Below are 23,294 nucleotides of genomic sequence, written 5' to 3' on the forward strand. Positions count from 1 at the left end.
ACTCCTTTGTAATCAAGTGATAGGGCAAAAAAATAAGCCTTACGGCTTTATGAACATTTACTCTTTGGTATTTAAGTCTCCCTTTATACTACCATCTCTTCTTCCCACCAGACAAATCTTGATCGCTTAACCCTTTCAATTTCTCATACGATTCTTTCCACATCATATAAATGGATTGAATCTGGATAAATTCCTGGTCTGCCGGTCCTGCCCCTTGCATGAACATGGCCTCTAACATTTGTTTATAAAAAGTCATTCGCTTATAAATAATTTGTTTCTCCAAGTCTATAATTTCATCCAAGGTATGATAATCCATAAATGACTTTATATCGTCTGGGAGCTCATCATCCAGTTCTTCTCTAGGTGAAGGAGAAGGTCTAGGTGTAGACATGCTCGTTCTACTACTTAAATCAACTGTCGTCCTCAGCTCCGACAATAGGATATTCTCTTTCGCGCACATGACATGAAAATATTTATTTTTGAGCAGCTCATTAATCACAAGCTGACACATATCTTTATTCCGTATTAACATACCATCAAAGGGATGAAGTGTCCAAACATGATCTTTCTCATATATATTGAAAGTGAACCATTCGTTGGCATACAAAATTCTGGTATTAATTGTAGACTCGTCAACAATCTCAAATGTAAAATCCAGCAACGTACAGCCCCCTCCCCAGCATCACAAATCTATTCTTATATTCTACCAAATCATAACAAAAAAAAGAAACCTTTTCAGGTTTCATAGATGACTATTTTTCAAGAAATTTAGACACATATTCTGCTTTTTCAGCGCTTGCTACGACAATGAGCACAATGATTATTCCAGAAAGTATAATCCCGCTTATTATCATCCTTTGCACCTTCTTTGACAGATTTGTTCATCTTATTCAAAGATATGATGCACGGTTTCTTTTATTCGCCTAAATCCATAATAACGTATTTCTCAATATGACTGGCCAGAATGCCATAATTAGGCTTTTGGTTGTCCACATGCCCACCCAAAATTGATTTCACTGCTAAATAAGGGAAATTAATACCTGATAGACAAGTCACATGCAACCCGCCAGACATTCTCGGATTAATCTCAAGTAATTTAGGCACACCCTGATTGTACTTCACTTGAATGTTGTAATTAAACGGGATCTTGTAGGTGGCAGCAACCTGATGTGCAATTTCAATTAGCTCAGGCACTTCCTCAAGCAGCCTTAGCCTTCCATCCGCTTTGCGACGCGGTACAGCGGCAAGTAATTCCCCAGAAGCCGATGCTAAGCAATCGATACTGTACTCAAAGCCGTTTAATAGTTCCATCACCATCAAGTCCTCGAAACGATCTACGGATGATAAGGTCTTGTATACCTGTTCCGTAGAGAGATATGGAGTAACTGTACCGAACAGGTCACTTAATGTATCCCGCCCATTGCTGATGATTCTGAAGCCCATACCACCTTCAGCATTCGTTGGCTTCATACAAACCTTATGACCTGCACTAACGAGCGCCTCGTAGGCTGTCATAAATTCATCTGCTGTATTGACCACATGATAATCAGGGATTGAAATAATGTTCCTTTCCCTAATGGATTCATAAAACTTTTGCTTCTCCAGCAAGTTCTCTAATAGCTCAAGGTCACGACAAACCGTTACTTTCGTTCCTACTTTTTCGAACAAATCAATATGCTTCGCAATTGCATACATATGCAATCTGGGAATGAATACATCAATGCCGTGCTTTTTGCAAAAATCTAGGGCAAACTCCACATAATCATCATCACCTAAAACAGGCTCGGTATCCGCGAAATCAGCCGCCTGTAGAGCCATGTGAGTACGGTCCGGATGTGTAGCGTACATTTTGAATTGGACGCCATCCTCATTATTGCGAATGCTATTCATATAATGAAAGGCTACTGAAAACCAACGGTTAAACCATACTTTTTTCATGAGGACTCCTTAATGACAAATAGATTCGCTTGTTCTATGTTTACGGATTCAACATACTTAAGTATTTCGTCCGTAGCGAAAATCCCGGATTCCTCGGTAAATAAATAATTCCCCGTCGATTGAAGCTGCTCTTGTCGAAATAATTCTCCGTGCCTAGGAGCGATAGAGAAATCAGAGAAATCAATCAAGATCCGATCCAAAAGGGAATCACCAGATGCCACAACTTGGCTCTCCCCTGTTAATTGCTTGAGATGCTGAACAGCATCTCTTTTATTAACGGCTTGGGGAACGACATAGACCTTTCTTCCTTGAATGGAAGTGCTCCAACCCATAAGCTGAAGTTCTGCACTCATCTGGGTAATTTCTTCCAGTGGCAGCTTTGCCCGGTCAATGATATGGGAAAAAAATAGCTCGTCGCAATAGCTGGAACTGATGACCCATTCCGGACTAAGGACACGATCTAGCAGTATCCTGACATCCTGCACATGGTCACTTGATTCACTAACGCGAGCAACTACAGAGGCTTGCCATTCCAGGTCGGGATGTCCATCTATCAGAATATTCCCGCCGTTGCTCGTAACGGCATAGGTGGGCTTTAACATTTGACTAATTAAATGTATACGATTGTACTGCTGCATGGTTCGTGTCGTAACAGGGATGAAAATGAGCTCCGTCATCAACTTTTGAAGCAGCTGGTAGGAACTTGTGGACATATACGATCTCACTTTACCGTCAATGAGCTCTGCTGTAATAATGCGATCGCCTAATTCTTCGGCACGCTCTAAAGGCTGTGAATAGATTAACGTTTGATCTAAATCGCTTGCAAATATCATTCGGCATCTCCTTTCACGGATTTAATAATACCACAACAGGAATAAGTGAGACCTGGGTACACTTCTATTGGTACTTCCCTAGCTTCAGCTAAAAGGAGAATATGGCGTATATTCGGGTTATCTAAACGGTCTACTAATATCCGCCATGGCACTCTACGGAGCAGCACACGGGTCGTTTCTCCAACACCGGGCTTGATTAAGTTGATATCCGCAATCTGATATTCGTTCTGAATCGCCTGAATATCTCGCAAACCCTTCCATGAAATTGTCGGAGGATGCTGGAGTAATTCACGAGCACTATGCTCTGCTTCTTTCACGACCTCGCCAAAAAAGGGTACAATCTCCGCAATAAAATGATTGGAGAGATCTTGGTCCAACCACTCTTTATAATATTTGGAACCATGAAAGTCATATGGCCCAATGAGATCCTCGCGCAGCACCGTTCGACTCATTAAACCGGATACCACCGCATTCAAGCATGCACTCGGAATCAAGAAGTCTTCCCTCGTTCCAAACATATCCGTGCAATGGCCAGGATCAGCAAGTACAGCAAGATCATGGTCCAGCTTGATCCCGTAATCTCGTTCCAGCTTGCTGCAAGCCTCTATAAGCACTTTACGGATTGCTCCCTTGCCGGTCCACCCGTCGACGAATTGAAGCTTCGTGTCTGGATGCTTTTGCAGGATATAAAACAGAGCGTTCTCGTCAATCCCTTTACCTCGAATAATTGAGATGCTGTAATGAGGCAAGTCCAACTGATGCACCTCTTGCAGGTAACGTTTTATTAGAATACCGACCGGTGTGCCCGCTCTCGCAAGAGAGACCAGCACCGTATTCGGTCCTTTCTTAATTCGAATAAGCTCTGCGGTAGTACCGACGGCTAATGCTACCTTCTTGGCTGACATCTGCAGCGTCTCTCGGTACAATTTTAAATAATCGGACGTTGGCAGATGCTCCTGCGGCAGCATTTCTGAATAATGAGTACCCGATTGAATGGCTAGCTCTCTCGCATCCATCGACTTTTCCAGCTGAACCTCGCTCAAATCCTTAAGAAGGAATGTCACATCAGAAGCTGGATAGCTTCCCAAGTGCCTAGGCTCCTTTATTGGTCTAGCTCGCCAATCTTCCATACTGCATTCTCCTTCCATTCAAACGTTTGAGGAGAGAAAAAGACAATATGAATCCTTTTCAGCCCTCTCGTTTGAAGAATTTGGAGCAATGGCTGCATTGAAGCTGGATCAGCTTCTCGTTCCATGAATACATAGAGATCGTCATACATGCCTACCGGAACGTTGTATAGGAAATGAGTAACTTCGGGATCCTCTGGAGATGAGTATGGATAGCCTACCTTGACTGCGTAATCATCTGTATCAATGGTATGAATTGGACTCCTCGTCGTCGATTGGTAAGACACACCCTCTCCCATTTCTGCGGCAATTCGCATGGGGATATACATAAACTCACCTGTGCCTACGCACAACGTCTTCTTACCTATGCGAGTAAGTTTCAACTGCTTGGCGGCTTGAGATATCGAATGACTGGATTGTTCGCTTTCCTCCGGAGTAAGACCAAATCTTCCGCTCTGCTGTAAATATGGATGTTGGCTCACGTAAGGAGCATGAGCAAATAGATGATCTATATACGTGAAGTGAATGGGTCCCATTTGATTTGGAATAGGAAGGACAGGAACTTGAGGAGTTAAACTTTCTGATGAACCCGTTACTTTTACCTCACCTTTGACTAAGGAAAGCACGTGGATGGAGATTCCTAGCTCGAGCTCTAGCTTCAGAAACTGCTGCTGATCCTCTGGGGTTCTCCAATCAAGCAGAGCAAGGATATAATAGGTTTTCTTCGGAAATTTCCCCTGCATATCTCGAATAATGTTCAAAGATGTCTTACCTGTCGTAATTTCATCATCTACAAGGACAACAATCTCAGGATGTGTAAGCATCTTAGGATCCTTCGCATAACAATAATGAGCTACAGCGTGGGAATGCTCCTCACTGAAATTAATGATGGATGCCGATCCTTCGATCACTTCACGCGTGGTATGAATATAGCTGCCACCCTGACCAAAGGTTTCATACACGGCATGTCCGATGGCTGTAGCCGTTTCAGCAAACCCTATAAAAACAACAGATTGCGGTAAACTTAATCGATAGGACATAATTTCTTTATAGGCCGCCTCGGCCTGAGAAGGATCTATAATGCCTTGAATGGCTTGAGGGATTAATTGCTGCGGCATAGAACCTTTTAAGGCTTGTTGTAAAAGTAGTGCTAATGAAGCCCCGCTTAATAAGGAGGAATATGGGTTCACAGGGATATGTTTACCCAGCACTTTGCTAACAAACAGAAACGATCGTTTCTTATTGATTCTTGCCGCCATGGCGAACAGAGAGTCGAGAGGAATCTCAAAAGGATTAGAGGTCAATGTCACTTGAAGCTCTAAATCACCTGCGATCTTATACGTATGCTCGATTATGCTTGAGCAATAATCCGTCATATTGTTGTTCTTCATGCAGCACCCCATAAATTTGTGATCGTAAAAGAATACGTCTGGCCCAGCTTAAATGAGGTTTGATTTCATTCATTTTATTGGCATACGCGCTCTTAATAACGCCATGATCGCCATTATTGCTCGTAATAATGCTTGTAGCATCCGTATACTCTTCATGGGTCACCGCGTATAGCGATTGAACGGGTTTAATATGAGTTGGATGAATAATTGTCTTGCCAATCATGCCATTCTCTTTATCCATAATCACTTCGCGAACTAAACCCTTTTGGGGAAAATATTCCCATACAGGTCCAGAAATAACGTAAGAGGCATCAACACGTCCAAATATATTAATAATGTCAGCTACACAGTCTCTAATCGGCGTTATGTCATAAATGGTCATGTCTGGGCTGCGTCTCAAACCAAATAAGCTGGAGAAATCCGTGGCGCCAATTCTTACATTGAGGACTAAATTCTTATATTGCTCTAGGATCTCCTTTATCGTTTGAAGCGTATGAGTACGGCTTTCCTTATAAATCACAGGTCCGGACTCTAGAATTGGCAGACCATATAGCATGGGTGCGGAAGGCGGTCTCTCATCATTATAATTTTCTAGTATTTGAAAATAAGCCTCACCATTGTCTGCGGTAAATTTCGGGAATACAAATCCCGTTAAAAGGGCTACATTTTCTTCTAATCTTTCGATCAAATAATTTAACTGATTCACACTTCTTACTCGTACGAATAAAAGCGGAAGATTATCCGTATGAAGAATTCCGACTTCAATGAAGGTGGCTAGTTTATTCATTTGATTCACCAAGGATTCTTCCGCGGCATGAACCTCATTTTCACCAACGGCATCTTCCAAATCAAGAATTACTGAAACTAGACCTTCAATTTTACCAAAAGCGATATCTTCTGCGAACGTGGTACGTGTAGCCGGCATATAAAGAGCAGCACCAATGGAATAAGCAAGGATTTCTTTGCGCGAATGATTATGGAAGGAAGTCGGAGGTAAATAAAATAGAGCTTTCTCTTCATCCGCTGTTAAATAATTAAAATATCTCATTCCCGATTCCTCCCTCTTTCGTTTAAGAAACAATCCCCCCGTAAAGGAGGGATTGTCAATGTATAAGTCGGTATTATTAGTTAGCTGATTCCTGCTTGTCCTTTTTGCGAAGCAAGCTAAGAACTATCGTGCCTCCAAATATGACAATAAGGGTTGAGAAGAAAAGAACATGTGAAATATGGACACCGAATGCGCCTGCAATCATCTTAAGACCAATGATGATAATAAGGATGAAGGCTGCTTTCTCCAACTCTGGAATCTTGTCAATGAGCTTTAAGAAGACTTGCGCCACGCCTCTCATCATAAGTACACCTATGATGCCTCCAAGGAACAATACCCAAACCTTGTCACTTACGCCAAAGGCAGCAAGTACGCTATCGACACTAAAAGCAATATCCATGACTTCTACAGCAAGAACAGTTCGCCAGAAGGAAAGTCCTTTATTCTTAACCTCCCCTTCCTCTTCCTTCTTCTTGAAGAAAAGATTACTGATGGCAATCCAAAGGAGATAGGCACCGCCGAGCACTTTAATCCAAGTAATTTGAACAAGGAACGTACCTACTCCAATAGCTATGAACCTGAAGATGTAGGCACCTAGGAGTCCGTAGAATAAAGCTTTTTTCTGCTGCTCCTTCGGTAAATGCTTTACCATTACTGCCAGTACCAATGCGTTATCAGCGGATAAAAGCCCCTCTAAGATAACTAGTGTCCCGATAATTCCCCAGCTAACCGGATCTGAAAGTGTTGTTGAAAGCACTTCCCAATTGAAAAAGTTAAGGAAGTTGTTGATAAAACTTTGAAAAAAATCTGACATGCCTTGACCCTCCTGTATTTTTCGCTAATTATTTACTTATTTCCTGCAACCCATCTCATTCCCCATCCAAAGGCTTCATCTAGCGCCTTATGTCCGGAGAAATATTGAACAAGCCGTTCAATGCTAAATGTTTCATTATTTTGGTTACGAATTAATGCAATGGCACACATGCCGTGACGATTATCATGTTCATTCAATTTCACTTCGATGTCAGGTCCGCCATCTTGTTTGATGGACACTACGCCATCTGCTTCAGACCAAGTGGTTGCACCTTCGTAAATGAAAGTGAAAATTAGAATGCGGTCAAATTCAGAGAGCTTATTCCCATTAATTCGAATGTTCTCTCCTGTTGTTACCGAGCCCGTACGATCATCACCGTCTAAGGCAATATACGGCTCTCTATGAAGTGAACCAAATCGGTTGCCAAGCGCTTGAATAACGCCCTTCTCACCGTTCTTTAATTCATATAAACAAGCCAGATCCAGATCGATACCTTTGCTTTTCCCAAAAAATCCACCAGGTTTCTTCTTCTGATTCCAGTTTAAATTAATAACAATTTCCCCTAGATTGCCTGTTGTCTTCTTCTCAAGACTAATGCGATCGCCCTTCTTCTTCAATTCAATCTTATTCAGATTAATTGGAGCCGGAGGGATAAGAGGAGGTTTACTCGCTTGCGCCGGAGTTGAAACTGGGGGAGGCGTCGGTGTCGGATTAGGTACAGGGTTAGGTGTAGGTTCATCCTTAACCTCGATTCCGAAATTACCGCACAGCGCTTTCAGCCCACCGGAAAAGCCAGATCCAATCGCACTGAATTTCCATTCTGTGCCGTATCTATATAGTTCCCCTACAACAATAGCTGTCTCAACGGAGAATTGATTTCCTAATTCATATCGCAACATATCTTGCCCTGTGCTAGGATGAAAAATCCGTAAATAAGCTTGTGTCACTTGGCTGAATTGCTGCTTTAACTTCTCACCCTCATGAATGGTTAGTGTGATAGCAACTTTCTCAACATTGGCTGGAACGCCCAAAAATTGAATAGAAAATTGCTTCTTATCGGACCCTTGAGAGGGTTGATCGATGAAATTCACACCGCTTTTGGTAGGGTTGTTGTAGAATACCAACTGTTCGTCATTATCTACCTTCCCATTAGCGCCTAGTAAGAATGCTGAAGTATCCAGATCTATGTTCGCAGGAGAGTTCCATCCGAGTCCAATACCAATCTGTGAGAGTCCCGGATTTGTTTTTGTAACATCCGTCTTTTGGCCTTTTACAAGAGATATATGCATAAGGGCTGTCCCTTCCGTACTCAATAATTGAAGGGTGATGCCTTACTTGCACCACCCCACCTGTTCTGAATTTACTGGGCATCAAGTCCGTAGTTTTTACAAAGGGCTTGAAGACCACCTTGAAAACCACTTCCAACAGCTTGGAACTTCCATTCTTGGCCTTGGCTGTCTCGGTACAATTCACAAATGACTACAGCCGTTTCTACAGAAAAATCCTCACCCAAGTCATAACGTAAAATCTCCCGATTCGTTACCTCATCAACAAGCCGAACGAACGCATTCGATACTTGTCCGAAATTTTGGTTGCGGTTCGCTCCATCATGAATCGTGACAGCTATTCCTACTCGGTGAATATGTGCAGGGATTTTGGAGAAATCAACTTTGATTTGCTCGTCATCCCCATCGCCATCACCTGTACGATTATCGCCGGTATGCTGGACACAACCATTAACACCAACCAAGTTGTTGTAAAAAATGAAGTCCTCTAGCCCTTTGGCTTTACCTTCAGCATGAAGCAAAAAGGCTGATGCATCCAAATCGAATGAATGCCCACCACTATATTTGTTCGTATCCCAACCTAATCCGATGATAGCCTTGCTGAGGCCAGGGTTCGTCTTGGTTAAGTCAATTCTTTGACCTTTTGACAAGCTGATTGTCATTGCTGCATCTCCTTAGAGTTTTCGCAAGAAAACTAGCATCGTAAGCATGATAATAAAAATCTTAGGAAGTTTGTAAACCGTAATCGCGAGCTAATCCTGCAAGACCGTCTTTGTAGCCGCTACCGATTGCGCTGAATTTCCACTCGCCGTTGTTACGGTACAATTCACCGATGACTACGCCTGTTTCAATGGAGAAATCTTCTCCAAGATCAAAACGGATCAATTCTGCGCCTGAACCTTCGTTAAGAATACGAACGTAAGCATTGGAAACTTGTCCAAAGTTTTGCGCTCTTGCTTCAGCATCATGAATTGTGATGCAGAAAGCAATTTTCTCAGTTTCAGCTGGAACTGCACTTAGATCAACACTTACTTGCTCATCATCGCCATCGCCAGCACCTGTACGGTTGTCGCCGTTATGTACGATTGAACCATTCGCATTCTTCGGGTTGTTGTAGAAGATGAAATCCGATTCAGATCCTACTTTACCAGAAGCATTAACAGCGAAAATGGAAGCGTCTAGATCGAAGTCTTTACCGCCATCATATTTGTTCGTGTCCCAACCTAGACCAACAACAACTTTAGTTAGACCTGGGTTTGATTTTGTTAAATCGACTTTTTGACCTTTGGATAGTGAAATTGCCATTGAATATAACCTCGCTTTATAAGGGGATTTGGTGTTGCTATTATTGATAGCGTTTAACTAATTGTCCAACCGTTGTATCCGTGCTGCCTTCACCAATGGCGTTGAATTTCCATTCGCCGCTATGACGGTAAAGTTCACCAACAATAAGAGATGTTTTACCTGAATAATCTTCGGTCAGATTAAATTTAATCAATTCTTGGTTATTCGAATCATTCACTAACCGGATATAGGCGGATTGAACGAGACCGAAATCTTGTTTTCTATTGACGCAGTCGTAGATATTAACAACGAAAACGATTTTACTCACATCCGCAGGAACTTGTCCTAAATTAACAGATACTTGCTCATCATCGCCATCGCCTTCCCCCGTGCGGTTATCACCGGAGTGAACCACTGAACCGTCAGGGCTTTGCAAGTTTGCGAAGAAAACAACATTTTTCTCTTTCGTCAATTTCCCATTCTCATCTAGTAAGATGACGGAAGCGTCGCAATCAATTTCAACTGCTGTTTTTTTGGATCCGAAGAAACCTTTCTTCTCCACAACTGCAGGATCCCAACCTAGTCCAACTACAACTTTGGAAAGACCCGCATTACCTTTTGTTAAATCAATCTTTTGACCTTTGACCAAACTAATTGTCAACGAGGTCACCTCCCTTCATATCCTGTATTCGTACACTCTTTCATTTGATACGGATGAAGTTCGAACACGTTTCATTTTTCCGATTAAATGTTTTGTAAACCGACGATCACAGACTAAATTCGCTAGGATTGAGGTTCAGCGCTGTACAAATATCTTTGACAACCTTCTTCTCTTGATCATCAAAATCTCCGTCTGCAGCACCAATTGCGCAGCATACCGCAATGATAATTCGTCCAACTTCCGGCTTATTGTTAAACTTGGAAATAACTTTAAGCGCCTCTTGCTTGCCTACAATGTTTGAGAACTCAAAGTTGCCAGCAAAGTGATTGAAGCGAGCGATGACATTACTGACATCAAATACTTTAAGCTCTTCGCTACGGCTGATGTAACCAATCATCTTTTCCTTTTCTGAATTACCAATACTGCCGTCAGCTGCCGCTACAATCGCACAACCCGCTACAACGGCATCCAGAAAATCTTTGTTTTGAAATTTTTTGACTTGATCGGATAAGCCTGTTTTTGCATTTGAAAACCATGATTTAAACGTACTCATTTCAGCACCACCTATAAGATTTAGTAACACATTTTGACTATAGGCTACATTTTTCTCCACAATAGTCTATGTTCACAGTTTATACGATTACACATTTGTTTTCAAATTTTGGAATTTCGGAGCTGCTTTGGAAAATAATTCAACCTAAACGCCATAAAACCGCCCAAAACGGGCGGTTAAAGACTAAGTAAATAAAATGGAAATGAGTACAACTAACTGATTTCTAGATAGTAGCCTCTACCTTCGTGTAACGATTTGCAGGAATCGGTACGCCTAGGTTTCCCCGCAGCGTGTCAGATTCATACTCTTTTCGGTAAATACCGCGCTCTTGCAGGATTGGCACAACGAGATCGACGAAATCGTCCAATCCTTTGGGAAGAGCTGCAGCTATAATAAAGCCGTCTGCCGCTTCTTCTTTGAACCAGAGTTCGACACGATCCGCTACTTGTTCAGCTGTTCCTGTGAACTCATTACGTGGAGTAGCAACGCTAAGCGCCACTTGTCTCAAAGTAAGGTTTTTCTCTTTCGCTGTTTGCTTGATTTTATCCGTACCGCTGCGGAAACTGTTGCTGCCGAAATCACCGAGATCAGGGAACGGTTCATCAAGTGGATATTGAGAGAAATCGTGGTGCTCAAAGAAGCGCCCCAGAAAATCCAATGCTTTATCGATCGTAACTAAATTAGCAATTTCTTGATACTTACTTTCCGCTTCTTCTTCTGTGTGTCCGATAATCGGGCTAATCCCAGGAAGAATAACGAGATCTTCGGCTGAACGGCCATAAGCTACTGCTCTGCTTTTTATATCCTGATAATAAGCCTTAGCTTCTTCAATCGTTTCGTGTCCGGCAAATATGGCATCAGCGACTTTAGCCGCGAAAGCCCGACCATCCTCAGAAGCCCCTGCCTGGAAGATAACCGGCTGACCTTGCTTCGAACGCGCAATATTGAGTGGACCCTGTACAGAGAAAAACTCCCCTTTGTGGTTCAACGTATGCAGTTTGCTCGGATCAAAGAATACGCCGCTTTCTTTATCCCGGACAAAGGCATCGTCTTCCCAGGAATCCCAAAGTCCACGCGCTACTTCCAAGAATTCATTCGCGATTCGATATCGTTCAGGATGTGTGGGGTGTTGGTCTTTGCTATAATTTCTAGCCGATCCCTCTAGAGGTGAAGTCACGATGTTCCAGCCTGCACGCCCATCACTAATCAGATCAATCGATCCGAATTGTCTGGACACTGTAAATGGCTCGCTGTAGGAAGTTGAAAGTGTACCAACGAGTCCGATGTTGGACGTGACAGCAGCCAGCGCCGAAAGAATCGTAATCGGTTCAAACCGATTCAAAAAGTGAGGGATGGATTTCTCGGTAATATACAGACCGTCCGCAATGAAAACCAGATCAAATTTACCGGTCTCAGCTTTCTGGGCTTGCTGTTTATAAAAGCCAAAATTGACGCTGGCATCTGTAATCGCCTCAGGATGGCGCCATCCTGATATGTTTCCACCGACACCATGAATGATAGCTCCAAGCTTCAATTGCTTTTGTTTTGACATCGTCATCACGTCCTTATGATAATTATTGAAGAATCGCTGTTTCTTTGAGCTGCAGACGGTAGCTTTTTACTACGTTTTCGCCTTTTAGAATATCCTTATCAAATGCCCGTTCGAAGCCTAAACGCTCATAAAGCTTCACGGCAGATTCCATCATATCGGAAGTGTGCAGATGCAGCGTAGATGCCCCCAATTCCAGCGCTCGTCTGGCGCTTTCTTTAATGAGCTCCGTTGCGATTCCCTTACCTCTAGCTCGCGGGGAAACAGCCAATAAGCGAATAATCGGCGTATGGATATCCAATTCAGGAAGCCCATAGGCAACCTGAGATGACAGGAACAAGAGGGAGCTGCCCACGATTTCCCCATTGATTTCCGCAATTAGTCGTGCAGAAGGAGCGTCGCCATCTACAGAGGCAAGAATGTTGTCTTTGTACTGCTGCCATCCTTCGGGTGGAAGAACTGCTTCGTACTGACTGTAGGCATCAATAAGAAGCTGCCTAATCACCTCACGGTCTTCCGTACGAGCTTCACGAATCCGAATCCTAATTGTACTCATATCCCCCACACCTCTTTCTATCACATATAGGTTTAGTCGGCTTTATATCATGAAAGATCCGTTGCTTGATTAGCTTGTTTAATCCGCTCTATTTGGGCTAGATGCACCTGCACATGTGCGGTAAAAGATTGAACGACATCCGTCAATGCTAACGTCTGTCCTTTGAAGTTAACTCCCGTTTTCTCCCAGTCTTGTGGGGATAATCTTCGCAATAATAGACTGTTATAGGTCAACAACGCTTGGAAAGCGTCCAAAATATCTATAGCTGCGCCTTCATTCGCCTTGGCACTACTTACCCAAGCATCTTGCCCAAAGGCAGGCAGTGGGACCGTGGATCCAGAAATGATCTCGCGGATACGAAAGGAAACAACGATGTTGTGATCGGTCAAATGAGATAGAACTTCCATCACACTCCATTTATCCGCGTTCTCCTTCCATTTCAACTGCTCTTCCGTAAGACCTTCAATCGCTGTTCTCAACTGTTTATACGTATCTAAATAAGGCCTAATATCGATTACAAGTTGGCTCATCCTGAAACCTCCACTTCGAATTTGGAGCTAATTTGCTCAAGAGCTTGCTCCGCTAATATGGCAAAATAGTTGGCACTGATTGGCAGCGCGCGCTCATCGAGATCAAAAGCGGGATGATGCCACTCCTGCGTACCCGACGTACCCATGAATAAGAAGATACCTGGCACCTTCTTCTGATAGAAAGCAAAGTCTTCCCCTGCTAGAGATGGTGTAGGCGCGATGACTTTCAAGCCTGCAAAATCCGCAGCTCGTGCTGCTAATTCCACTAACCCCGCATCGTTCTGCACGGCTGGTGGACCCTTGATCCATCGTACTGATGCCTTCGTACCAAAAGCAGCCGCTACACCATGAACCACCTGATCGAACCTGCTCAGAACCGTGGCTCGAACCTCCTCGTCAAAAGTCCTCACCGTTCCATCTAAGACAGCTTTATCCGGTATAACATTCCAAGCGGTTCCACTGTGTATCTTGGTGACGCTTATCACAGCGCTTTGCAGCGCACTCACATTCCGGCTTACAATCGCTTGGAGTGCTGTGACGATATGTGCGCCGGTTACAATGGGATCTACCCCCGCTTCAGGCACCGCAGCATGTGTACCCTTTCCCTCGATTTCAACAACGAACCCATCAGCAGATGCCATAAGGGGTCCCGGTTTAATGCCGATTGTGCCCACAGGAAGATCAGGTTTATTGTGCATCCCAAATACTGCACGAACCCCCTCTAATGCTCCGCTCCTGATGACCTGCTCTGCTCCTTGCGCTTTCTCCTCTGCCGGTTGGAAAATGAAGCGAACCGTGCCCTGCAGCTCTTTCTCTTGCTGCTTTAATAAGAAAGCGGCGCCCAGAATGGCTGCGGTATGAAAATCATGTCCGCAAGCATGCATGGTGCCCGGAACCAATGAGGCATAAGCCAGTCCAGTAGCTTCCTGGACAGGCAAAGCATCAATATCGGCTCGCAGCGCAATAATCGGGCCTTCGTGCAGACCACCAACCTCCGCGACAAGACCGGATTTCAGCGGAAAGTTAGCCACTCGGATACCCGCTTCCTGCAGCCAGCCTCGGATCGATGCAGTGGTTCGAACTTCTTCGTTCGATAATTCCGGATTTTGATGCAGATGACGCCGAATCGCGATCAGCTTCTGCTCAAATGCCGACTGTGATTGTTCCGATAGCGCTTCGCTCATGCTCATTCCCCTCCAAAAAGATGTATGGCGTTTTTACCTACACAAGCAGCTCCGAGAACGCCTCACTAAGCAATTCAAATGACCGCAAACGCTTGGCGAAATCTTTCACCGACGTGGTAACAATAAACTCATTTACCCCATATGTTTGCTGGATGTCCAGCAGCTTTTGGCGGACGGATTCTTTGGTCCCTTTCGTTATCTCCGCTTCCTTCTCTTCTACGGTGAATTTAGCTTGTGTTTGCCGTCCATACTCCTCGGCCTGTTCAAGCGTTCCAACCGTCAGTGTTTTACCGTTTTCCAAATGAATTTTGACATTCTTATACTCGCCAGCCAGCACTTTGGCCTCTTCTTCTGTGTCAGCCACAATTAAGGACAGTGCCAGGATCGCCTTCGGCTGTCCGCCATGTTCTCGATTAAATCCATTGTGATACGCTTCAAAAGCAGCAGCTGCCACAGCATGATCACCATTAATGAATTGGGCAAATACATAGGGAAGCCCTAATTCAGCAGCTAATTCTGCACTAGCCGCAGTGGCGCCAAGCAGATAGATATCCGCTGGTTGTGTCGGAATCGGAGATACCCGAAGTCCTGTAAGCGGATGATCAGCATCCAATCGATTATGAACAAATTGTTTGAGTTCCTTCAGCTTCTCCGGCAAAGTAGCTGGCTCTGTGATGCCCTGCTGCAGAGCTTTCGTAGAACGAGGAAGCCCGCCTGGCGCCCTTCCGATACCGAGATCTACTCTTCCAGGTGCTAATGTTGCAAGGACATTAAAGTTTTCAGCTACTTTGTACGGGCTGTAGTGCTGCAGCATGATGCCGCCAGAGCCAATGCGAATGCGCTCTGTTTTCGCTAATAAATGAGAGATTAGCACCTCGGGTGAAGAACCGGCCAATTGATCGGAATCGTGATGCTCCGACACCCAAAAGCGATGATAATCCAGCTTTTCCGCTAATTGCACAAGCTCTATTGTATGCTGCAGAGCGGCTTCCGCATTCTCCCCCGGGAAAATAACGCTTTGATCCAAAATACTAAGTTTGATCCCCATGTCATCCACTCCGTATTCGTTGTAAATTTAAATGTTAAACGTATACTCCGGCGTAATTCGTTTCAGAAATTGTCTCGTACGTTCTTCCTTCGCATCGCTAAAAATATCCTGAGGCCTTCCTTCTTCCACAATCACACCTTGATCCATAAAAACAACATGATTCGAAACTTCACGAGCAAAGCCCATTTCGTGCGTAACGACGATCATCGTAATGCCTTCTTTGGCGATTTTCTGAATTACCTCGAGCACCTCACCGACTAACTCAGGATCAAGGGCAGAGGTTGGTTCATCGAATAAAATTACTTCTGGATTAAGAGCCAGCGCACGAGCAATACCTACTCTCTGCTGCTGTCCGCCTGACAATTGGCTTGGATAAGCGTCCAGCTTACTGCCCAGCCCCACTTTTTCCAGCATTTGAATACTTGTTTGCCGTGCAGTATCCTTGGATTGCTTCTGTACAATGACAAGGCCTTCCATCACATTTTCTAGCACCGTTTTATGTTTAAATAAATTGTAATGTTGAAATACCATCGCCGTTTTCTTGCGCAGCGTGTGAATATCCTGTTTGCTCGGGCGCTTGCAATTGATGGTGAAATCCCCAATCGTTACCTCACCTTGGTTCGGCTTCTCCAAGTAATTGATGCAGCGAAGCAGCGTCGTTTTGCCTGAACCGCTTGGACCAAGGATGCAGACGACTTCTCCTTTTTTCACCGTCAAATTGATACCTTTCAGCACCTCATGCTTGCCGAATGCTTTGGTGATATTTGCCATTTTGATCATCGTACACCACCTCGGTTATAAATATTTATCCGTTTCTCAAGCAGCTCCGTTATCTTCTCAATCAGGATCGTCACTCCCCAGAACAAGAATGCCGCGGCAATATAAGATTCAAAGAATTTCCAATTTGTCGTAGCAACGATTTGCGCTTTGGCGTTAATTTCAACAACGGATACCGTGAAAGCCAGTGTAGAACCGTGAAGCATTCCAATGAACGAATTGGATAAGTTAGGCAAGCTAACAGCTAATGCCTGAGGAAGCACGATGCGCCTTAACGCTTGCGGTGTTGTCATGCCGATGGAATAGGCAGCTTCGATTTGCCCCTTATTCACCGCTAGAATGCCTGATCTTACTACTTCAGCCAAATAGGCTCCTGCTGTAATCGAGAAGGAAAGAAAGGCGAAACCGATCATTGGAATAGAAGTCGACCGGAAGCTCCAACCGATGGCTGTTGCCAAAGAATCAATAATCACTGGTAATCCGAAATAAATGAGCAGCAAGTGCATCAGCATCGGTGTTCCTCGGATGAACGTCACATAGCCGCTTGCGATGTAATGGATAACGGGTACGCGGTATATTCGGATGATCGCCACGGCCGATCCAATCAGAAATCCGAAAAAAACCGATACGAACGTAATTAGCAGCGTAATGGGCAAAGCAGAGAGCAGCTGAATAAAGGCGGAACCGATAAACCCTAGATCGAGCTTCATGGTTGATACCCTCCTTTATCCGTTTGAGCGGATGCAGCCCAAGGTGTCTTAAATAACCGCTTAAAGGTAAACTTCGATTCACGTTGAACAATGGCTTGTTCATGCCGCAGCAGTCTTTTTTCGATATCCAAGAACAACTTCTCCAGCCCGTAACAAATGACAAAGTAGATGAGCGATAAACAAATGTAAGTTTCAATAAAATGCTGTGTTGCCGCTCCAAGTGTCTGGGCTTTCCCCATCAATTCCATCGCGCCTAACGAAAACGCTAGCGAAGTATCCTTCAAATTGGCGATAAGCAGATTCGCAAAGTTCGGTATCGATATAGCAAGCGCTTGTGGCATGATGATACGTGTAAAAGCTTGGTAACCTGTCATACCAATCGCATAGGCAGCCTCCATTTGCCCTCGATCCACGGCTTTCACGGCTGCCCGAATGACTTCAGAGATATAAGCACCGCCATGCAGGCCAAAAGTCAAAATGACGAAAGTCAGGACGGGGGCTTTAGAGACGTCGACGTTAATGAGCTTCAATATCTCGGGAAGACCATAATAGATGAGGAACAACTGTATGAGGATCGGTGTCCCCCGGAAAAATGACACATAGATTTGGGATATCCTTCTTAACACGGGAACCTCATACAGCCTTGGCAGCGCTATGAGGAATCCGATTAGCACACCCAGCAGCATAGAACTAGCTACAATAAACAATGTGATATGCAGATAAGAGACTAATTTGGGTAAAAAATCAAAGACATAGGTGATTTCAAATTGTTGTTCCATTCGGACGATCTCACCTTTCTGTACCGTTCTTACTCAAAGCTTTATTAATCTTTCTTCGTATAGTCTCCGCCTAGCCATTGAATGCTAAGTTTGGAAAGCGTTCCATCTGCCTTCACAGCCTTTAACGCCACGTCGATTTTATCCGCAAGATCTTGCCCGTCTTTATCATTTTTACGGAAGAGGAAGCGAACCTCAGCTTCTTCAATAATCGGTCCCACTGCTTTTAATTTACTTTGCGGGTCGACGAGCGGAAGCAAGAAATCCGCTCCTAATGATCCGTCCGCACGTCCTGTTGTAAGCTGACTAACCAAATCGTTGGCAGCACCGCTTTGATAAACAATTTTGATCGCGTTATCGTTTGTTTTATTATAATTTTCTAATAGCGTTGCTTCGGCACTAGTCGCTGTCGTTAACGCTTTTTTACCTTTCAAGTCATCAATCGATTTAATGTTGGTATTGTCTTTAGCCACGATAACTTTTGTTTTCCAGTAGGCATAGGGCTCGTTGTTGAAAAGGTATTTTTGCTCTCTTTCTTTGTTTTTCTCGATTTCGTGGGCAACAAAGTCAACTTTGTTCGTTTCCAAGCTGAGAAGCAGGTTAGCGAAGTCCATCGTTTTGAATTCAAATTCGTAATCAGGAAGCCGATTATCCAGTTCTTTGACAAGCTCAATATCATAACCGGTAAGCTTACCGTCTTTATCTAGGAAAGCTACGTTCGGAAATTTGGTGCCTGTTCCAACAATGATCTTCTTCACTTTGACAGGCTCCGCTGCAGAAGCTGTAGCTGCAGCAGCCTTCGTACCTTCAGCGGCTGCCTTTGGTGATGCGATTGTTTCTGTATTTTTCGCCCCGCAGCCTGCTGCTACGATAGCCAAAGTTAGTGTTGTTCCAAGGATTGTTAATTTTCTCATCTGTATATACCCTCCATTTTTCGGTTACAAAATATTAAGCTTATAATTCCTACTTGTTTTGTATGAATTAACCTAGCATTAATTTATCATCTAGTTTCACAACTGGATAATAGAGTTTTTCTATAAGCATATATAAGAATCTGATATTACCCTTTCGCTCGGCCCCATAACCCTTTGCAAATATCCAAAATACTGTTGAAGAATAACGTATTCTCCCCATTTAACGTAATCAAGTTCGTCTGTAAAGCAATGCCTGCTGTCTCTGGAAAGTCGATTGGAAATAGCTTGTTGTCCTTAACTTCCTGACTGACGCTAAGCCCAGGCAAGAAAGCGATACCTGCACGCTGTAGAACCAGCTTCTTGGCTGTTTCGGAGTTATCCGTCTGAATCTGGATGTTGGGCGACTCCTTCAAACTATCAAATACACGGTGAATTCGCATCCAATCTAACGAGCCGCACTCAAAGAAAATAAGAGCCTGACGTCCGATATCTTGAATCGTTAAGTTTTCTTTTCCAATAAAGGGATGCCCTTCATAAACATAGAGTCGAATAGGATCTTCATAAAATTTCGCTGACAAAATACTTGGATGGGTGATTCCCCGCACAAAGCTGATATCCACATCTCGGTTCAGAACCTTGTTGACGAGATCATCCGTTATTCCGGTCGTTAGTTTAAAATTGATTTCCGGGTATTTATGCTTCAGCTTGGGGATGATTGCTGGCATCATGTAATTAGATACAGATACCGTACAGCCAATTCGCAGCTCATTAGGCAGCGCCTTTTTCTGCTTAAGATGGATTTTACTCTTCTGGAAGGTTTGCAGTAATTGCTGCGCGTAAGGGAGAAACTTCCTGCCATCATCCGTTAAATGAACTTGCTTGCCAATTCGATCAAAGAGCTGACAATCCAGTTCCCGTTCTAACGATTGAATTCTAGCTGTTACTGAAGGCTGGGAAAGGAATAATACTTCCGATGCCTTGTTAAAGCTGCCATAGTGGATGACATACACGAACGCTTCTATATTCTCAATATTCATCGTAGTGCCCCTCCAGATGAGAAAAAATAGTCATGCACATTATTCCAATCAATTAACTCGGAATTAAATATTTTAATAACTATAAGCGATCTTCCAATCACTGTCAATACAAGAAATGCTGTTTCATTAGAAAAAGACCTTAGCTCGTTCCGCAAATTCTTGCGGGTGAACTAAGGTCCTTGACTATGTATACTTAGGATCGTAAACAACGGTACAATTCCGCCCTTTTCCTTTGGCAAAATAGAGCGCTTGATCCGCATGTTCTAGCACTTCATGTGCCGTCACTCCGTCTGTTGGGAATGATGACACTCCCAGAGATACCGTGATGGGTTGCCCTACTGGGCTTATTGTCAATTCCAACTTATTACGGATTTTCTCTGCATATAGATACGCATCCTCTTTCGTCATATGGGGCATTAGAACAATGAATTCCTCTCCGCCAAACCGGAAGTAGTGCTCGTTCTCACTTGCCATTGCAAGCAAAAGCTTTCCTAAATATTTCAGAACTTTATCTCCTGCAAGATGCCCGTGCGTATCATTAATCACTTTGAAATGGTCAATATCCAGTACAATGAGAGAAAAACCCGTACCTTCTTCCAACCAGTCGAGCATTTGTGTTTCCATGCTCCTTCTGTTGGCAAGACCCGTTAAATTATCCGTTTGAGCTTCCAGTTCATATTGATTCGCTTTCTTTTGCAAAGCATCGATCGTGATTAACATGGTTTTGTACAAATGATAGGCTTCATACGTATTCGTTCTAACCTTTGGCAGATCTGCGACTTGCTTGCCATTCAAGATTTTATAGGCGGTCGCAGCCAATCGAGCAAAGGGAAGAGTCAGCTTCTTAGCCAACCATGCTGTTAGTATAAGTATTAGCAGGAGAAAGGGTAATGAATACAGAATGGCATTTTGAATCAAACGCATCGATTTTTCATTTATCTCCTCCAGCGGCGATTGCACAACGATTCCCCACCCGTTAGCAGGGACATAAGAATATCCAGCAAGCATCGGCACTCCCAAGGTATTCACGACTTTCTCCTTACCGCTATGTCCATTAATGAGCTTGGCTACCACTGGATTGGCACTTACGTTCTCACCTAACCGATTGTGATCTGGATGATAAATAAGATTTCCAGCCCCATCAACAACATAGATATATGAACCTGATGGAGAGTAGCTGTTGGAACCGAATATATCATTTAACACATTGTTTTCTCGTAAATAAATAGCGCCTCCTAATGAACCCAAATACTGGCCTGAGGAATTAAATATGGGATTTGTCATTAATACAATAAGCCTATTCGTTACAGATTCAAAAGGTGCTGAGATCGCAGCCTTTCGCTGCTCAATCGCATCTAATATGGCTTTCGATGTCAGTTTTTTGCTTGTGAGACCTACCGAAACAGGAGAAATGGCTAAGACATTCCCATTGGCGTCATTGACCATTTGTGAATTAAAGTAATTGCTGCTCCTCGTTACCAAATCCAATTGGGCTTGGATAGAATCTGGTGTTTGCATACTCTTCTCCAGGTGTTCAGAGGTCACTTTCAAACTTCTCTCCATCGCTTTGAAAAGGGAGTTCATAGTCACGCTCATTTTTTTGGCGCTTTCATAATTAAGCTCTAGTGTCGTTTCATACAAGGAATCTCGTTCCGCCTTAAACGAAGCAGCTATTTGAATGATAGAAATGATTGAAATAGATACAAGCATCAATAGAATTATAAAATGAACAAGTCGTATCCGCGGAGCAGCATCGGTTGTTCTCATACTCCTCATCTCCTAAAAAAGATAGATACGAGTCGTTTCGACAACTTTCGACAGATCTCCTTCATTTTTAATGCCATGCATACAATTAAACCTAAATAATGATATAACCCGCTCGCGCCAATCTTAATCGAGAGTATTTGAAAGGTTGCGTTGTACATGATGCAACAACGAGGAGTGAGAGGCAAGATTAAGGCAGCAATTGTTGTACTTTATACAACATCATTCAACCGCTAATATTCATACTTCACCACTGAACCTATCGCTAAAGCAATTAGCTTATTTAAGCAAGATTTTGCTGAGCCTTTGCGTATCGAACAATTAGCGATGGCTGTTAATATGAGTGCTTCTTCGAAATTAAGCGGTTTCGTGGTAACTAAACCTTCCAGTTCAAAACAGTTTCCAGCATGGACTTCAGAAGCTTCACCCGGTGCAGCTCAGGTTTTACTTTTACTAGTTTAAGTTCATTCCTGATATGCTCGATGAAATCAATCCGTAAACATTCTAGCTGCTCCTCCGTTAAAACGTACAAATAATCTAGGACTGATTCGTACGTATGATACCATTCGCTTTTTTCTAAAAACGTATAGGTTGAACGTTGGTACCACTCTTTTACATGACTCTTCAATGCAGCTGTAATGGTATCATCGTTCCCCGACATTGCATAAAGTCTATCGGAGGACAGAAGGCTTCTGTATTTGATCATGCTATCATCAAGGAACGAATTGGGAAGTGCATAGAACTGGATTACATGGTCCAAAATTTCAATATAAGCATGTGGTCCAGCCAGTTTTGGACTAAATTGACACTTAACCGCGGCATGGGCGATACGCTTAAGCAAATGCAGTGCTTCTGCGGCTTCCTTTTTATCAGGCGAACCTTCAAAAAATAACCCTTGCTTTCCCGCACGAATTTCAGCCCGGTCAATCACATCATGGAGCGCATCTTCAAATTGATCTTTGCTGTATGGTGCCCACTGATCGATATGATCTGTAAGTTCCACGCTCATGCCAAACTCCCTACGGATAATACTCAACAGGTTAATCCCGCCGCTGCCATTAACTACAGCAAATATATCGTATAAGAATCTTTCCAAGTTTTTCGCCTTTTTCGTGGCCCCCATAATTTCACTGGGAATCGTATAACGGGTCTCAGCCTTTTTTTGCTCCAGATTGGTAATAAGCTCCTTCAACTCTGAGAGTAATGAATGCTCCATTCTTATAACCTCCGCTTTATTCTTTTTTATTGAATAGTTCCCCCTACTGACTATTTTTATCAAACATTACAGAAGCATTCCCTTCGACATCAGCGAGGAATATGAGAACACATCGTCGAGAACGTAAATTTTACATATGCAGGGGTCACAATTGACGACGGAAACCGATAGAAAAAGATTAACCGACTTAGCGGTTTTTTGGGGTCAAAAAAGTTCTAATGCTACTTTAAACATATCCGCAATCAAATTGTCACTACTGTTCGGTTATGAAAAAAATATAAACTTAAGTATATATAAG

Annotated in this window: 24 protein-coding genes; all 24 read right to left on the bottom strand. The window is 43.4% G+C overall.

Annotated elements, in window-relative coordinates; translation table 11 throughout:
• Positions 1 to 88 precede the first annotated feature (88 nt).
• The gene (locus ASD40_RS34300) at positions 89 to 661 is read right to left on the bottom strand and encodes a hypothetical protein (protein WP_057307622.1); all 573 of its coding nucleotides are present in this window, start codon (positions 659 to 661) and stop codon (positions 89 to 91) included.
• A gap of 254 nt (positions 662 to 915) precedes the next feature.
• The gene (locus tag ASD40_RS34305) at positions 916 to 1,938 is read right to left on the bottom strand and encodes an ATP-grasp domain-containing protein (protein ID WP_057307623.1); all 1,023 of its coding nucleotides are present in this window, start codon (positions 1,936 to 1,938) and stop codon (positions 916 to 918) included.
• On the bottom strand, positions 1,935 to 2,771 hold the full coding sequence (locus ASD40_RS34310; RefSeq protein ID WP_057307624.1) for an HAD family hydrolase: 837 nt from the start codon (positions 2,769 to 2,771) through the stop codon (positions 1,935 to 1,937). Before ASD40_RS34310 ends, ASD40_RS34305 begins: the two co-directional genes overlap by 4 nt.
• Positions 2,768 to 3,901: a cysteine protease StiP family protein gene (locus tag ASD40_RS34315; protein WP_235549496.1), complete on the bottom strand. Its 1,134-nt coding sequence runs from the start codon at positions 3,899 to 3,901 to the stop codon at positions 2,768 to 2,770. Before ASD40_RS34315 ends, ASD40_RS34310 begins: the two co-directional genes overlap by 4 nt.
• Positions 3,874 to 5,289 (bottom strand): phosphoribosyltransferase family protein, encoded by a 1,416-nt coding sequence (locus ASD40_RS34320; protein WP_235549497.1) that lies wholly within the window; start codon positions 5,287 to 5,289, stop codon positions 3,874 to 3,876. The genes ASD40_RS34315 and ASD40_RS34320 overlap by 28 nt, the downstream gene beginning before the upstream one ends.
• Positions 5,234 to 6,337, bottom strand: a complete 1,104-nt coding sequence (locus ASD40_RS34325; RefSeq protein WP_082562643.1) for an HpcH/HpaI aldolase/citrate lyase family protein — start codon at positions 6,335 to 6,337, stop codon at positions 5,234 to 5,236. Before ASD40_RS34325 ends, ASD40_RS34320 begins: the two co-directional genes overlap by 56 nt.
• A 76-nt stretch (positions 6,338 to 6,413) precedes the next feature.
• A complete protein-coding gene (locus tag ASD40_RS34330) occupies positions 6,414 to 7,151 on the bottom strand; it encodes a TerC family protein (RefSeq protein WP_057307626.1) in 738 nt (245 codons plus the stop codon).
• Between the two features lie 32 nt (positions 7,152 to 7,183).
• Entirely contained in the window at positions 7,184 to 8,440 is a 1,257-nt protein-coding gene (locus ASD40_RS34335; protein WP_057307627.1) for a TerD family protein, read from the bottom strand.
• A gap of 71 nt (positions 8,441 to 8,511) precedes the next feature.
• Positions 8,512 to 9,099 (bottom strand): TerD family protein, encoded by a 588-nt coding sequence (locus ASD40_RS34340; protein ID WP_057307628.1) that lies wholly within the window; start codon positions 9,097 to 9,099, stop codon positions 8,512 to 8,514.
• A gap of 61 nt (positions 9,100 to 9,160) precedes the next feature.
• Complete coding sequence (locus tag ASD40_RS34345) at positions 9,161 to 9,742, bottom strand: TerD family protein (protein ID WP_057307629.1); 582 nt, start codon at positions 9,740 to 9,742, stop codon at positions 9,161 to 9,163.
• Between the two features lie 40 nt (positions 9,743 to 9,782).
• Entirely contained in the window at positions 9,783 to 10,382 is a 600-nt protein-coding gene (locus ASD40_RS34350) for a TerD family protein (protein WP_057307630.1), read from the bottom strand.
• Between the two features lie 106 nt (positions 10,383 to 10,488).
• Complete coding sequence (locus ASD40_RS34355) at positions 10,489 to 10,935, bottom strand: tellurite resistance TerB family protein (protein WP_057307631.1); 447 nt, start codon at positions 10,933 to 10,935, stop codon at positions 10,489 to 10,491.
• Between the two features lie 223 nt (positions 10,936 to 11,158).
• Positions 11,159 to 12,487, bottom strand: a complete 1,329-nt coding sequence (locus ASD40_RS34360) for an LLM class flavin-dependent oxidoreductase (protein WP_057307632.1) — start codon at positions 12,485 to 12,487, stop codon at positions 11,159 to 11,161.
• Positions 12,488 to 12,509: 22 nt separating this feature from the next.
• Positions 12,510 to 13,040, bottom strand: coding sequence for a GNAT family N-acetyltransferase (locus ASD40_RS34365; protein WP_057307633.1), 531 nt, complete (start codon positions 13,038 to 13,040; stop codon positions 12,510 to 12,512).
• 47 nt (positions 13,041 to 13,087) lie between these two features.
• Positions 13,088 to 13,570 carry a DinB family protein gene (locus tag ASD40_RS34370; protein ID WP_057307634.1) on the bottom strand — a complete coding sequence of 161 codons (483 nt, stop codon included), beginning with the start codon at positions 13,568 to 13,570 and terminating at the stop codon, positions 13,088 to 13,090.
• Positions 13,567 to 14,760, bottom strand: coding sequence for a M20 peptidase aminoacylase family protein (locus tag ASD40_RS34375; protein ID WP_057307635.1), 1,194 nt, complete (start codon positions 14,758 to 14,760; stop codon positions 13,567 to 13,569). Before ASD40_RS34375 ends, ASD40_RS34370 begins: the two co-directional genes overlap by 4 nt.
• Positions 14,761 to 14,791: 31 nt before the next feature.
• A complete protein-coding gene (locus ASD40_RS34380; RefSeq protein ID WP_057307636.1) occupies positions 14,792 to 15,802 on the bottom strand; it encodes an LLM class flavin-dependent oxidoreductase in 1,011 nt (336 codons plus the stop codon).
• Positions 15,803 to 15,829: 27 nt separating this feature from the next.
• The gene (locus ASD40_RS34385) at positions 15,830 to 16,582 is read right to left on the bottom strand and encodes an amino acid ABC transporter ATP-binding protein (protein ID WP_047679607.1); all 753 of its coding nucleotides are present in this window, start codon (positions 16,580 to 16,582) and stop codon (positions 15,830 to 15,832) included.
• Entirely contained in the window at positions 16,579 to 17,289 is a 711-nt protein-coding gene (locus tag ASD40_RS34390) for an amino acid ABC transporter permease (RefSeq protein ID WP_057307637.1), read from the bottom strand. Before ASD40_RS34390 ends, ASD40_RS34385 begins: the two co-directional genes overlap by 4 nt.
• Positions 17,286 to 18,068, bottom strand: coding sequence for an amino acid ABC transporter permease (locus tag ASD40_RS34395; RefSeq protein ID WP_057307638.1), 783 nt, complete (start codon positions 18,066 to 18,068; stop codon positions 17,286 to 17,288). The genes ASD40_RS34390 and ASD40_RS34395 overlap by 4 nt, the downstream gene beginning before the upstream one ends.
• Before the next feature lie 44 nt (positions 18,069 to 18,112).
• Entirely contained in the window at positions 18,113 to 18,979 is an 867-nt protein-coding gene (locus ASD40_RS34400; protein ID WP_057307639.1) for a transporter substrate-binding domain-containing protein, read from the bottom strand.
• 146 nt (positions 18,980 to 19,125) lie between these two features.
• Complete coding sequence (locus ASD40_RS34405) at positions 19,126 to 20,016, bottom strand: LysR family transcriptional regulator (RefSeq protein WP_057307640.1); 891 nt, start codon at positions 20,014 to 20,016, stop codon at positions 19,126 to 19,128.
• Between the two features lie 183 nt (positions 20,017 to 20,199).
• Positions 20,200 to 21,783, bottom strand: coding sequence for a sensor domain-containing diguanylate cyclase (locus ASD40_RS34410; RefSeq protein WP_162251363.1), 1,584 nt, complete (start codon positions 21,781 to 21,783; stop codon positions 20,200 to 20,202).
• Positions 21,784 to 22,156: 373 nt separating this feature from the next.
• Positions 22,157 to 22,996 (bottom strand): hypothetical protein, encoded by an 840-nt coding sequence (locus ASD40_RS34415; protein ID WP_057307642.1) that lies wholly within the window; start codon positions 22,994 to 22,996, stop codon positions 22,157 to 22,159.
• Positions 22,997 to 23,294 lie beyond the last annotated feature (298 nt).

This window comes from Paenibacillus sp. Root444D2 (genome assembly GCF_001426375.1).
GTDB lineage: Bacteria > Bacillota > Bacilli > Paenibacillales > NBRC-103111 > Paenibacillus_E.